This is a genomic window from Rhodococcus sp. NPDC057014 (assembly GCF_042673295.1).
Classification (GTDB): Bacteria; Actinomycetota; Actinomycetes; order Mycobacteriales; family Mycobacteriaceae; genus Rhodococcus_F.
Genome location: NZ_JBHUSF010000063.1, coordinates 22,559 through 35,788, shown reverse-complemented (window position 1 = coordinate 35,788; position 13,230 = coordinate 22,559). Strand labels below are relative to the sequence as shown.

At 68.0% G+C, this 13,230-nt stretch carries 13 protein-coding genes; 12 read left to right on the top strand and 1 reads right to left on the bottom strand.

The genetic code is table 11. The features are described from left to right. Positions 1-24 precede the first annotated feature (24 nt). The gene (locus ACFTZB_RS15415; protein ID WP_095861602.1) at positions 25-855 is read right to left on the bottom strand and encodes a helix-turn-helix transcriptional regulator; all 831 of its coding nucleotides are present in this window, start codon (positions 853-855) and stop codon (positions 25-27) included. Positions 856-1,020: 165 nt separating this feature from the next. Here ACFTZB_RS15415 and ACFTZB_RS15410 point away from each other — a divergent pair, with 165 nt between their 5' ends. Genes ACFTZB_RS15410 through ACFTZB_RS15355 form a run of 12 tightly spaced genes read left to right on the top strand, consistent with a single transcriptional unit; the run spans position 1,021 to position 13,223 of the window. After that, the gene (locus tag ACFTZB_RS15410; RefSeq protein ID WP_095861703.1) at positions 1,021-1,692 is read left to right on the top strand and encodes a PEP-utilizing enzyme; all 672 of its coding nucleotides are present in this window, start codon (positions 1,021-1,023) and stop codon (positions 1,690-1,692) included. Between the two features lie 4 nt (positions 1,693-1,696). Continuing rightward, the gene (locus ACFTZB_RS15405) at positions 1,697-3,256 is read left to right on the top strand and encodes a hypothetical protein (RefSeq protein ID WP_378432683.1); all 1,560 of its coding nucleotides are present in this window, start codon (positions 1,697-1,699) and stop codon (positions 3,254-3,256) included. Between the two features lie 2 nt (positions 3,257-3,258). Next, positions 3,259-4,728, top strand: a complete 1,470-nt coding sequence (locus ACFTZB_RS15400) for an AMP-binding protein (protein WP_378432682.1) — start codon at positions 3,259-3,261, stop codon at positions 4,726-4,728. A 23-nt stretch (positions 4,729-4,751) separates the two neighbouring features. Beyond that, complete coding sequence (locus ACFTZB_RS15395; RefSeq protein ID WP_378432681.1) at positions 4,752-5,360, top strand: hypothetical protein; 609 nt, start codon at positions 4,752-4,754, stop codon at positions 5,358-5,360. After that, a complete protein-coding gene (locus ACFTZB_RS15390) occupies positions 5,357-7,096 on the top strand; it encodes a pyruvate, phosphate dikinase (RefSeq protein WP_378432680.1) in 1,740 nt (579 codons plus the stop codon). The genes ACFTZB_RS15395 and ACFTZB_RS15390 overlap by 4 nt, the downstream gene beginning before the upstream one ends. Beyond that, positions 7,093-7,614, top strand: coding sequence for an acetyl-CoA carboxylase biotin carboxyl carrier protein (locus tag ACFTZB_RS15385; RefSeq protein WP_378432679.1), 522 nt, complete (start codon positions 7,093-7,095; stop codon positions 7,612-7,614). The genes ACFTZB_RS15390 and ACFTZB_RS15385 overlap by 4 nt, the downstream gene beginning before the upstream one ends. Beyond that, positions 7,607-9,016 (top strand): acetyl/propionyl/methylcrotonyl-CoA carboxylase subunit alpha, encoded by a 1,410-nt coding sequence (locus ACFTZB_RS15380; protein WP_378432678.1) that lies wholly within the window; start codon positions 7,607-7,609, stop codon positions 9,014-9,016. Before ACFTZB_RS15385 ends, ACFTZB_RS15380 begins: the two co-directional genes overlap by 8 nt. After that, the gene (locus ACFTZB_RS15375) at positions 9,013-10,512 is read left to right on the top strand and encodes a carboxyltransferase (RefSeq protein ID WP_378432677.1); all 1,500 of its coding nucleotides are present in this window, start codon (positions 9,013-9,015) and stop codon (positions 10,510-10,512) included. Before ACFTZB_RS15380 ends, ACFTZB_RS15375 begins: the two co-directional genes overlap by 4 nt. Next, positions 10,512-10,925 carry a Zn-ribbon domain-containing OB-fold protein gene (locus ACFTZB_RS15370; RefSeq protein ID WP_378432676.1) on the top strand — a complete coding sequence of 138 codons (414 nt, stop codon included), beginning with the start codon at positions 10,512-10,514 and terminating at the stop codon, positions 10,923-10,925. Before ACFTZB_RS15375 ends, ACFTZB_RS15370 begins: the two co-directional genes overlap by 1 nt. Next, positions 10,922-12,061: a thiolase family protein gene (locus ACFTZB_RS15365; protein WP_378432675.1), complete on the top strand. Its 1,140-nt coding sequence runs from the start codon at positions 10,922-10,924 to the stop codon at positions 12,059-12,061. Before ACFTZB_RS15370 ends, ACFTZB_RS15365 begins: the two co-directional genes overlap by 4 nt. Further along, entirely contained in the window at positions 12,058-12,822 is a 765-nt protein-coding gene (locus tag ACFTZB_RS15360; protein ID WP_378432674.1) for a tyrosine-protein phosphatase, read from the top strand. The genes ACFTZB_RS15365 and ACFTZB_RS15360 overlap by 4 nt, the downstream gene beginning before the upstream one ends. After that, positions 12,813-13,223: an SRPBCC family protein gene (locus ACFTZB_RS15355; protein WP_378432673.1), complete on the top strand. Its 411-nt coding sequence runs from the start codon at positions 12,813-12,815 to the stop codon at positions 13,221-13,223. Before ACFTZB_RS15360 ends, ACFTZB_RS15355 begins: the two co-directional genes overlap by 10 nt. The last annotated feature ends 7 nt before the right edge of the window (positions 13,224-13,230 follow it).

The following is a 13,230-nucleotide window of genomic DNA, read 5'->3' as shown; positions in this document are numbered from 1 at the left end:
GACTAATTGTCCGCGGCCCCTTACTCATATCCGTTGCGCCCGTGCCAGCAGCGCCAGTTCCATCCGGGACTGGCAGCCGGTGGTCGTGAGGATTCGGGTGACGTACTTCTTCACGCTGTCCTCGGCCAGGGAGAGGATCTCGGCGATCTGCGCATTCGACAATCCGTCCGCGACGAGCCGGACGACCTGCCGCTGCCGCACGGAGAGCCGTGCAAGGGCGGCCTGCGACTTCGACGCGGGCAGGCCGCGAGCCATGGCGGACATCTGCTGGCTCAGCAGGCGCAGCGTGGCCGCCTCCGAGGCGCCGATCTTGCCGGGCTCCGGGTCGAACATCCCCAGCAGTGCCGTGTGTCCCGCGCTCAACTCCAGGCGCAGCGCGGCAGCAGTCTGCATGCGCCACGTGGAGGAGAGGAAGTATCTGACGTAGGCGTCGGCCGCCGCCGGCAACTGGCCCATCGACTGCAGTTCGTCCAACGACGACACCCCGCTGGAGACGAGTTGCCGCATCGCCGCCGGCGTGCCGAAGATGTCGTAGCGGGCCCACCGGTCCTGGTACTCGGGCAGCATCTTGGCGGTCTTGCCCGCCGTCAGGGGTGCCGAGTCCTCGAAGACGGTGTGGAAGGTCGCGCCGGCGAAGAACGACACGTGTCTCAGGGCGAAGTGCTCACTGATCGCCTCGACGGCCCGTTCCTTGAAGTCGGGAAGGCAGGCCGCGCCGGAGCACTGTTCGAGGATGTCGAAGGCACGCTCGTAGTCGGCCTTGCTCAGGTTGGCGCGGAACGGGGAGCGGTTTCGGGACGAGGACTTTGCGCTCGGCGTTGTCCCGGAAGTGTCCCCCAACGTGGACTGGGTCACACCACGGAGCGTAACTAGTTTTAGGTCACAACGCCAAGAAGCCGGAGAAAAAATACCAGGTAGCCACCTGTTTCCGGCCGCGTCGGCGGCTGCGTCCGTCCCGAGGAAACGTGAGGTGACATGTCCGACTCCGTGGTTACGCCCCCGAAATGGGGATCGACCGAAATGCTCCCATTGCCGGGCCGCTTCAACACCGCTGTGCGGTCGTTGGCGGCACAACGATTCTCCGCCACCGGCGAGCGGTGGAAAGACAGCGTGTTCGAACGTCAGTTCGAGATCTTCTCGGTGGAGGATGCGCGAGCGATCGAGCAGGAGGCCCTGGATTCCGGGTACCGGTTCGAGTACTCCGCGACGGTCTCGCTCGAATCCGAGCCGCACAAGTACAAGCGAACCGACCGAGAGGCGCGGGAGTTCTCGGAAGACCGGGACTCGGACGGTCGCCGTCACGTGGGTATCGGCGACAACGTGATCAAGAAGTCCCAGACGGTCATCGGACCGGTCGCGTTGATCTCCGCCGTCGAGCAGGTCATGGAATTCCTCACCGACGGCATCCCGCCCGGCACGATCGCCGTGATCGACGACTCGGGCGGCACCTTGACCGCACCGATCATCGAAGGGTTCGCCGGCGTCATCTGCCTCGGCGGCACCGTGCGCTCGCACCTGGGCATCCTCGCCCGTGAGTACGACGTCCCCACACTGATGAACTGCAAGATCAACGACCTGAAGAACGGCGACCTGGTCGAACTCGAAGTGACCGCGGCGCCCCCGGCAGCGGATGCCTACGAGACGGGCGACACCGGGCATGCCCGGATCTGGCTGATCGAAAGCGAGAGCTGAGACCATGGCGAATCTGAACTACCGGACCCTGCTGGAGACCAACAACTACCTCCGGAGTCTGTCCGACACCACCTACTGGCTGTGCATCACGCGGACGGTGCAGGAGTCGAAGCTGTTCCCGATGAACCCGTACATGCTGGTGAGCTATCTCAACAGCTTCTACCGGTTGCCGACCCTGCTGCGCGAGATCGACGCGGCGACCCCCGCCGAGGAACTCGGAGACCGCGCCCGCGAGGTCAGCCTCAAGGTGGACACGGTCAACGCGGCGTGGGGCATGCCCGCGTTCTACCTCATCGGCCGCGAAATGCTGATGAACTGGGGGCTCCTGCGGCCCACCGACGCGGTCGACGACGTCGTCGACGTGCTCGACTTCTCCCGGCGGTTCAATCTGGCCTACCACCGCAACGACGGACACCTGACGAACAAGGAATTCGGCGACCGCAGCCAGTTCCTGCCCGAACGCACCCTGCAGGTGTTCGAGTCCGACCTGCACGGTGTGGTGCCCGGTGACCGGCTGCACACCGCCGCAACCAAACTCGTCGCCCAACTGTCCCAGTACGCGTTCCTCGCGCACTGCGAGTGCCGCATCGGCCTGCACAACAGCGGCCCCTACGACTTCGGCAACAACCGGCAGATGATCATGCGGGACTTCTTCGACCTCACCGAAGGTGACTACCCGTGGCTCGACGGCATCGCCACCCAATTGCCGTTCAACAACCTCACGATCCCGATCGTCTTCAAGGGAACCAACTTCCACTTGATGGACGACTGGGCGTCCTTCGAGGCCGAACCCGGATACAACGCCGCCAACATCGAAGCGGTCGGGATGTACACCTCGGACGCGTTGACCGACGGCTACATTCCGGTCGGCATGGACGACGCCGACACCCTGGCCGACACCATGGAGCAGTACCGGGAGATCCTCAACGAGGCGACCACCGACCTGTGGAAGCGGATCGCCACCTGGTCACGCGAGCAGATGATCGACGCCGGCGCCCTGGTCTACTCCTCGGTCGGCAAGGACTTCGCGCATCTCGCCGGAACCTACCGGCAGGACGACTGGTTCCAGGTCGACGAACGAGTGCAGCGGTTCAAGCCCCTGCTCAACGACGAATACGGACGCGACAACCTCGGCGAGATGGTGGGCCTGCTGGGATTGCCCCACCAGACGAGCAACGAGTACACCATGGCCCGCTACTCCGACCTGAACCGCAACATGCTCACCGGCATCCCCTACTCGGTGCTCACCGACGACGACTACGCACCGACGGCAGGTGACCGGTTCAGCGGCTCGTCGAGCCTGCCCGGCAAGACCGGTGTGTGGACCACCAGTGCCGGACGCATCGACATCGACGACTACAACTCGCGCGCACGGGGATTCACGCCCGCTGTGCTCGACGGCGGCAACCGCTACCTCGACGAGGAATGGGTGAAGTGGAACCACGGGACCCCGAAGGCGGACGAGCTGTACCGCCTCGCACAGCGAGGCTCCCGAAACCTGGAGGGCCGCGGGTCCGGGCTGCGTCGCGCCGACCTGCCCGCCGCGAGCGAGACGAAGGAATGACGATGCAGATCGGTGACCTGATCCGCCGCGCCGGGCGGCAATTCGGTGCCGCCCCCGCGTTGATCGACGGCGACCGGGTGGTCAGCTTCGCCGAATTCGACGCACTCACCGACCGGCTCGGCCACGCCCTGCTGGCCCGCGGCCTCGACGCCGGTGACCGCGTCGCGGTCCTGATGCCGAACGGGATCGACGGCGTCGTCGTCTACTACGCCCTCGCGAAGGCCGGGCTGGTCCGGGTCCCGCTGAACGTCCGAGAGACCGCGCACGAGCACGCCTACAAGGTCGAGGATTCGCAGGCACGAGCGCTGGTCCACGCCGGAGAGCCGCCCGCCCGGGTCGAGGTGATGATCACCGCCGACGAGCTGCCCGGCCTCATCGCCGGCGCCGCCGAGGGCCCCTGCGACGTGCGGCGCGACCAGGACGAACCACTGCGGTTGGCCTACACCGGCGGCACGACCGGCAAGCCCAAGGCGGTGGTCCTGACCACGCGCAGCGAGCTCGCCGAAGTGGCGAACTTCCTGGTCGACCTGCTGCCGAACCTGCGACCGGACTCGGTGATGCTGCACGCCGCCCCGATCACCCACGGCAGCGGCGCGTTCTTCCTGCCGCACCTGGTCAAGGGCGCCCCGAACGTCATCGTGTCGAAATTCTCGCCCGCCGCCTTCCTCGACGCCGCACAGAAGTACCGGGCCACGTCGACGTTCATGGTGCCGACGATGATCGCGATGCTGCTCGAAGATCCCGCCACGGCAACAGCGGATCTCGCCCTCGAGCGTCTGTGCTACGGAGGAGCACCTATCGCGACCAGTGTGCTCCAACGCGGAATCGACCTCCTCGGACCGGTTTTCGCGCAGCTCTACGGTCAGGCGGAGGCGCCGCTGGCGATCACCTGCCTGCAGCCGTGGGAGCACACACCGGAACGACTGACCTCCGCCGGTAAGCCCTACACGTTCGTCGAGGTGCAGGTCCGGGCCGCCGACGGCACCGTGCTCGGACCGGACGAGGTCGGGGAGGTCCTGACCCGGGGGCCGCACACGATGAGCCGGTACTGGCGTCGCCCGGACGCCACCGCCGAGACGATCGAATCGGACGGCTGGTTGCACACCGGCGACATCGGACGCTGGGACGACGACGGATACCTGCACCTGCTCGACCGCAGGCACGACGTCATCATCTCGGGCGGCTTCAACGTCTACCCCCGCGAGGTCGAAGACGCCCTGCTGACCCACCCCGCGGTCGTCGAGGCCGCCGTCGTGGGCCTGCCCGACGAGAAGTGGGGCGAACGGGTCGCCGCCGCTGTCGTCACCCGCTCCACCGCCGAGCCCGACGAGATCCTCGAGTTCTGCGCCGATCGACTCGCCGGTTTCAAACGGCCTCGTTCCCTGGAGATCTGGCCGAACATCCCCACCAGTCCGGTCGGGAAATCCCTGCGCCGCGAAGTGCGCGACCGCATGGTCGCCGCGCAGGTCTGACCCCGACACCGAAAGGACCCGTCATGCTCGACCCCAACGAACTCACCGTTCACACCCTGACCCTGCGTCAGCTCGGATCCGCCGAGCAGCTCGCCGAGATCAACGCCCTCCCGATCGCCGACGTCGAGGCGGCGCTGGAGAAGGCCGTCGCGGACGGCGCGGTGATGGCCGCGCGCGGCAACTACATGATCACCCCGGCCGGCCGCGAGTTCCTCGACGACGTGTACGTCCGCGCCTTCGCCGGTCTGCGCGCGGACCCGGCCGTCACCGACGCGATGGACTCCTTCGAGACCGGCGTCAACAAGCAGGTCCTCACCCTGACCACCGATTGGCAGACGATCGAGGTCGACGGCGCCCGCGTCAGCAACGATCACGCCGACGCCGACTACGACGCCAAGATCGTCGAGAAGCTCGGCCGCGTGCACGAGAAGACCCAGAAGGTCCTGCAACCCCTGGCCCAGCAGAACCCGCTGGTCGATCGATTCCTCGACCGGATCGGCGCGGCGCTGATCCGCGCAGAGGGCGGCGAGACCGACTACGTCAGCGGCGTCCGCGTCGACTCCGTCCACACCGTGTGGTTCCAGATGCACGAACACATCCTCCGCCTCACCGGACGGGAGCGCCCCGAATGAGCACCGCAACGGGACTTCGCTGGCTCGTCGTCCCGGACGAGAACGCCGCCGAGCCGAGCCGCGATCTGGTCGGCGGGAAGGCATGGAGCCTGTGGCGGATGCGGTCACTGGGCCTGCGGGTGCCACCGGCATTCGTCGTCACCACCGCGGCCTGCGAGGCCTACTTCGCCGACGGCGGCCTGCCCGAGGGCCTGGCCGACGAACTGATCGCTGGAATCCGGTTGCTGGAGAAGGAACTCGGCCGCACGTTCGGCGGCGCCGAACGCCCGCTGCTGGTGTCGGTGCGCTCCGGCGCCGCGATCAGCATGCCCGGCATGATGGACACCATCCTCGACCTCGGCTGCAACGACGAGGTCGAGGCCGCCCTGGCCGCAGAAAGCGACGACCGCGACTTCGCCGCCGAGGTGCATCGCCGCTTCACCGGCTTCTACGGCCGTCTCGTCCTCGGCTGCACCGAGGAACTCGAAGACCTGCCCGATACCGCGTCGGTCCGGGCGGCGATCTCCTCCGACGTCGACGAGACCGTGCCGGCCGACCCGTGGGAACAATTGCGCGCCGCCGTCGCCTCGGTCTTCCAGTCGAGCCGGTCCCGGCGTGCCCTCGCCTACCGCAAGCACTACGGCATCCCCGACGACCTCGGCACCGCGGTCACCATCCAGGCGATGGTGTTCGGCAACCTCGACGACGACTCCGGCACCGGCGTGCTGTTCACCCGCAACCCCGTCGACGGCACCCGCGAACCCTACGGCGAGTACCTGCAACGCGGGCAGGGCGAGGACGTCGTGTCCGGCCGGATCACCCCGAAACCCCTCACCGACCTGGAGGAGCGCTGGCCAACCGTGCACGCCGAACTCCTCGACGCCGCCGAGCGACTCGACCGCGAGGGCCGCGACGCCCAGGACATCGAGTTCACCATTCAGAGCGGCGAGTTGTTCCTGCTGCAGTCCCGGCCGGCGAAGCGGACCGCCCGCGCCGCGGTCCGGATCGCCGTCGAACTCGTCGACGAGGGTGTCCTCGAACCGGCGGAGGCGCTGACCCGCGTCACCGCGGACCAGATCCGCACCCTGCTGCGGCCGGAAATCGCCGCCGGTGCCGCCGAGACCGCCGACGTGCTCGTGACCGGAGTAGCCGCCAGCCCGGGCGTCGCCACCGGTGTGGTCGTGGACACTCCCGAAGCGGCACAAGCGAACCCGGGAAGCATCCTGGTCCGCAAATCGACCAGCCCCGACGACGTCCACGGCATGATCGCGGCCGCCGCTGTCGTCACCGAGCAGGGCGGCGCCACCTCGCACGCCGCCGTGGTCAGCCGGGCCCTGGACACCCCCTGTGTCGTCGGCTGCGGCACCGACACCGTGGCAGGCCTGGTCGGCCGCACCGTCACAGTCGACGCCACCACCGGCAAGGTCTACGCCGGCGAACTGCCGACCTCGGCGGTCGACGAGAGTGAGGACGAGGATCTGCGCCGCCTCACCGGCTGGGCCGAGAGGGTCGCCTCGCTGCAGGTCGGCCCCGACGTCGCCGTCGAACCGATCTTCGACGCGGACACCGTCGCCGCCGAGGACCTCGGCGAGCAGCTGCCCGACATCCCTGACAGCACCAAAACCGTACGCGGAGCCGTGTTCTGCGCCCCCGACGGCGTGCGCGCTGCCCTGGACGCCGGTGTCGAAGCAATTGTTACCACCCATCGGCTGCCGGTGCTTCTAGCAGCCATCGCACACCAGAGGAGCACGTCATGACCACGGCGGATCGTGTGACCCATCGCGAGGTGCAGGAGATTCTGCGCACCTTCAAGGAGTCGGGATGGGCCTCCATGACTCTCGAGATCGACGGAATTCGCGTCACCGTCGGAAAGGACGGCCCGCCGGCTCCGGCCGCGGCTGTACCCGCGCCAGCGTCTACGCCCGCTCCGGCTCCGGCCGCCGCGGCCCCGCCCGCTCCGGCTCCGGCCGCGGTGGCCCCGCCCGCGCCTGCTCCGGAGGTGACTCCGGCTGCCGTGGACACCACGGGGTGCATCGAGGTGCGAGCCCAGACGGTCGGCGCGTTCTGGGCTGCACCGAGCCCGGGCGATCCGCCGTTCGTACAGGTCGGGCAGACCGTCGAGGCCGGGCAGCAGATCGCCATCGTCGAGGTCATGAAGTTGATGAACCCCGTGGTCACACCGCACGGCGGAGAGATCGTGCAGATCTGCGCCGCCAACGCGGACCTCGTCGAATTCGACCAGGTGCTGTTCCTGATCAGGCCGACCGATGGCTAGCCCGGCGACCCTGACCACCGAGTCACCGCGCCGCACCCCGCTGCGGCGGGTCCTGATCGCCAACCGCGGGGAGATCGCGGTCCGCGTGATCACGGCCTGCCGCGCCCTCGGCATCGAAACGGTCGCCGTGACCTCGACCGTGGACCGCGACGGGCTCGCCGCCCGGATGGCAGACCGCGCCGTGTGCATCGGCCCCGCCCCGGCAGCGCAGAGCTACCTGGCGATCCCCGCCGTGCTCAGTGCCGCCCTCGGCGCCGGCTGCGACGCCGTGCACCCCGGCTACGGATTCTTGTCGGAGAACCCGGAATTCGCCGCCGCCTGCGTCGCCGAAGGGCTCACGTTCGTCGGACCGCGCCCGGAAGCGGTCGCCGAGGCCGGGGACAAGGCTCGGGCCCGTGAACTCGCCCGCTCGGCCGGTATCCCCGTGCTGTCCGGCTCTCCGATACTCGACTCCACCGAGGCGGCGGTCGCCGCGGCCGCCGAACTCGGCGATCCGGTCCTGGTCAAGGCCGCCGCCGGCGGCGGTGGCCGGGGAATGTCTGTGGTCGAGAACGAATCCGAGCTGAGGGCCCGCTGGTCGTCGGCCGCGGCGGAGGCGCAGTCGGCGTTCGGTGACGGGCGACTGTACGTCGAGCGATTCATCCGCAACGCCCGCCACATCGAGGTCCAGGTGCTCGGGGACAAACACGGCAACGTCATCCACCTCGGTGAGCGCGACTGCACCCTGCAACGTCGCCACCAGAAGGTCGTCGAGGAATCGCCGGCACCCAACCTGCCCGAGAGGATTCGTCAGGACATCCGACGCAGCGGGGTTCTGTTCGCCGAGGCGCTCGGGCTCGACAGCGCCGGCACCGTCGAATTCATCTACGACGCAGACTCCCACGAGTTCGCGTTCCTCGAGTTCAACGCCCGAATCCAGGTCGAGCACCCGGTGACCGAGATGGTCACCGGCGTCGACCTGGTCGCCGAGCAGTTGCGTTCGGCGGCAGGGGAGCCGCTGCGGTTCACCCAGGACGACATCGACCTGACCGGGCACGCCATCGAGGTGCGCATCACCACCGAGGACCCGGCCCGCGGTTTCATCCCCAATCCGGGCACGGTGCAGACCTGGGATCCCCCGGAGGGCGAGGGCATTCGCGTCGACAGTCACTGCGAACCCGGCTACGTCGTTACCCCGTACTACGACTCTCTGCTGGCGAAGATCGTGGCGCACGGACCCGACCGTGACGTCGCCGCGGATCGTCTGGTCGCCGCCCTCGGGAGGCTGGGGGTGACCGGAGTTCCCACCACCGCCGATTTCGCCCGGGTGGCACTGGATCATCCGGACTTCCGGGCCGGCACCGTCACCACCGAGTGGATCGCCTCTCGGGGCCTCCCCGACTATCTGGAGAAGATCTCATGAGTTACCTCGACATCGCTCCGCGCAACGCCGACGGCACCCGGCGCAAGATCGACATCGTCGATCAGACACTGCGCGACGGCCCCCAGAGTTGGTGGGGCATGCGGCTGCGCAAGGACATGGGTCTGCCCATGGCTTCCGAGCTGGACCGCACCGGCTTCCACACCATCGACCTGGCCGGCAGTTCGATCTTCGAGGTGCTGGTGCGGCACTGCAAGGAAGATCCGTGGGAGCAGTTGATCTCGCTGTCGAAGTCGATGCCCGAGACGACGGTTCGTGCCGGCACCCGCAGCAATGGCATCGTCACGTTCGGACTCACCGCGGACAGCGTGATGGACCTGTGGGTGCAGCGACTCAGCGCTCACGGCGTCGGCAGCTTCTGGATCTATGACGGCCTGTTCAACATCGACAAGATCGGCCGCCTCGTCAAGACCGTGCAGGCCGAGGGTGGTCAGGCGCTGCCGTGCATCCTCTACGCCGACACGCCTTACCACACCGACGAGTACTACGCCGCCCGCACACGGGAGCTGGTCGCGACCGGTGCGGACGGTATCGAACTCGAGGATGCCGCCGGCCTGCTGACCCCCGAGCGCACCCGCTCGCTCATTGCGGCCATCAAAGGTGCGGCCGGAAACCTGCCGGTGGAGGTCCATTTTCACAGCAACAACGCGCTCGCGCCGCTGAACTACCTCGAAGCCGTCCTCGCCGGCGCGGATCGTGTGCACACGGCTAGCCGCCCGCTCGCGGCGGGGGTGTCGCTGCCCTCGACCGAAAACACGGTGGCGAACCTGCGCTACGCCGGCTTCGACGTCGACGTCGACGAGTCCCGTTTCGCCGCAGTAGAACAGCACCTGCTGCGCGTCGCGGAGTACGAGGACCTGCCGGTCGGCCAGCCGGCCGAGTACTCCCTGTTCCAGTACCGGCACCAGCTTCCCGGCGGAATGGCGGGCACGTTCAAGGCGCAGCTGCGCGACCGCGGCATGGAAGATCGTTTCGAAGAGGTCCTCGACGAGATGTCCCGGGTGCGAGAAGAACTCGGATATCCCGTCATGGCCACACCGTTCTCGCAGCTGGTGGGCACGCAGGCGGTGCTGAACGTGGTGACGGGATCCCGGTATTCCGTGGTGCCGGACGAGGTGATGATCTATTCGCAAGGCTTCTACGGCAAACCCGTCGCCCCGATGGATCCGAATGTGTACGACACCATCATGAGCTCGCCCAAGGCAAAGAGCTACGAGAACTGGGAGCCTCCGCAGCCGAGCCTGGGCGAATTGCGAAAGAAGTTCGGCGAGTCGATCAGCGACGACGAACTCCTTCTGCGGCTGCTCGTCCCCGAGAACGACATCAACGTGATGCGCGCTACCCCTCAGAGGAACCGCGACTTCGCCCCGACCAGCAGGCAGGCGCGGTACATCAGGAACCTGGTCGAAGCCTCCGTCGGCGCGTACCTGCACATCGAGGCCGAGGACTTCTCGCTGACCCTGGCGGGTGAGCACTGATGAGCGAGCTGGGTGTGGGGCGGCCGACCAAGCGCCGCGCCGGCTCCGCCGTCGGGGGACTCCCGGTCGCCGACTCGCGTCCGGTCCTCGACGGCGATGCCGTGCTCGGCTCCCGGTGCACGGTGTGCCGGTACCCGACCGCGCAACAGCATCTGCCGTGGTGCCCGGTGTGCTACGCCTCCACCGAACCGGCCCGCTTCGCCCGCACGGGCGAGACCTGGTCATCGACCGTGGTTGCGATCCCCGTGGGCACCCGACGGCCACCGTTCGGGCTGGCGTACGTCGACCTCGACGACGGCCCACGGGTACTCGTTCACCTCGGCGAACCCGCGGTACTCGAGATCGGTACTCGGCTCGAGGTCACCGGAACAGACGACGGCGATCTCGTCGCCACTACGGAGGTGCAGCGATGAACCAGGCCATGTTGTGGGGTGTCGGAACCTCTGCCTACGGACGATTCCCGGACCAGCGTGTCGAGTCTCTCGCCTGGACCGCGGTCGCGGAAGCAGTCCAGGACGCTGGTATCCGGCCCGATGCGATCGACGCCATCATCGTCGGGTCCGTGTTCGGCCCGCCCGGAGTCGCGACACGGATCCAACGCGGACTCGGCATTCCCTCGGTGCCCATGTGGACCGTCGAGAATGCTTGTGCCAGCGGCACCGCGGCCTACCACGAGGCGGTCGAAGCGGTCCGCTATGGCCGGTTCAAGTGCATTCTGGTGCTCGGAGTGGATCAGATGTCCACCCTGTTCTCCGGAGCCATCGTGCCCGAAGCCACCGACCCCGAAGGCGCGGCGTCCCTGCCGTTGCCGGGCCTGTACGCCCTGCAGGCGCAGCGGTACGTCGGCGAATTCGGCGTCACCCCAGAACAACTCGCGGCCATCGCGGTCAAGAACAAGACCAACGGGATGGACAATCCCCGCGCCCAACTGCGGGACACGGCGCCCACGGTTCAGGAGGTGCTCGACTCCCGCATGATCGCCGAACCGCTGACGTTCCTGCAGTGCTGCCCGACCAGCGACGGGGCCGGCGCCGCCATCGTCGGCGGCGACCGCGGCAACCGCAACGACCTGAGGATCGAGGCCTCCGCGATGGTTTCCGGTGCCCTGTGGGACCAGCGCAGCGAGGACGTCTGGGGCTTCGCCAGCGTCGCCCGCGCCGCCGAGAAGGCCTTCGACCAGGCCGGCCGCACCCCGCAGGAGATCGACGTGCTCGAGGTGCACGACGCCTTCACCATCGGTGAGATCATCACCCTCGAGGCGCTCGGCATCGCACCCCGCGGCAAGGGCGCCGAACTCGCCCCCTCCGGCCACACCGCCCGCGACGGTGCGCAACCGGTCAACCCGAGCGGGGGCCTGCTCTCACGCGGGCATCCGCTCGGCGCCACCGGAATGGCGCAGCTCGCCGAAATCGCATGGCAACTGCGCGGGCAGGCCGGACCGCGGCAGGTCGCCCGGCACCGTGTCGGGCTCGTCGAGACGATGGGTGGGGGAGCGGCCGGAATGGACGGTAACGCCTGCGTCGTCACCATCCTGTCCACACAGTCATGACCGCGACCTACGCGGGACTTCTCGGGTTCCGTGACATCGGCGGACTGCGAACCCGGGACGGCGGGCACCTACGGTCCGGAGTTCTCTTCCGCAGCGGGACACCGCAATTTCTGGACGAGCAGTCGGGGCGGGCACTGATCGCAGACACCGGGATCCGGGCGACCATCGATCTGCGGCTGCCCCACGAAGTCGCGGTGGAGGGGCGAGGACCTCTCGACGAGTTGGGGGTTCGCCACTTCCGCCACCCGTTCAGCATCGGCGACCGCGTGGCCGAGGACTCGGCGGTTGCCCCAATGGACGGTGACGATCCGCTCGTCACACGCTATCTCACCTACCTGGCCGAGGACGCCGCCGGCGTGGTCTCCCTCGCCACACGGCTTCTCGAACCCGCCGTTCTCCCGGTCCTGGTGCACTGCACCGTCGGCAAGGACCGGACCGGCGTGGCCGTCGCATTGCTCCTCGACGCCATCGGGGTGCTCCGCGAGGACATCGCCGCCGACTACGCCGCCGCCCCCGACGATGTCGCCGCCTCCATGCGGCGTCTGCGGCAGATGACGTCGTACGGCCCCGCCGCCGACCTCTACCCACCGGAAGCATGGACGGCGCCCGCGGATGCGATGGAACGGTTCCTCGACAACGTCGACCAGCGGTACGGCGGTGTCCACGCTCTGCTGCGGGACAACGGGATAGGCGCCGACGACGTGCGCCGACTGACGGAACTGCTCATTACATACGACCGTAAGGACACCTCATGCGAGTAGTCGAGACCCGCGTCATCGGAGCAACACCCGACGCCGTGTGGAAAATCGGCGGCGACACTGCCAACGTCGCGGACTGGATTCCCGCGCTGGAAAAGTCGCACCAACACGGTGACCTGCGGTACGCGACCTTCGTCGACGACGGTGGCGAAGCGACGGAGCGGATCGTCCACCACGACGATCCGCGGCGAAGCTACACCTACGAGTACGTCTCCGGGCCGCTGCCCCTGTCGTTCTATTCCTCGACCTTCACCGTCAACCCCCATCCCGACGGCGCCGAAGTCGTGTGGAGTGCCGAGTTCGCATCCACCGCCCCCGAGAGTGAACCCGAACTCGCAGAGACGATCTCCGACATCTACCGGTCCGCGTTGATCGAATTGGCCAATTATGCAGAAGCGAACTGAGAAGTCG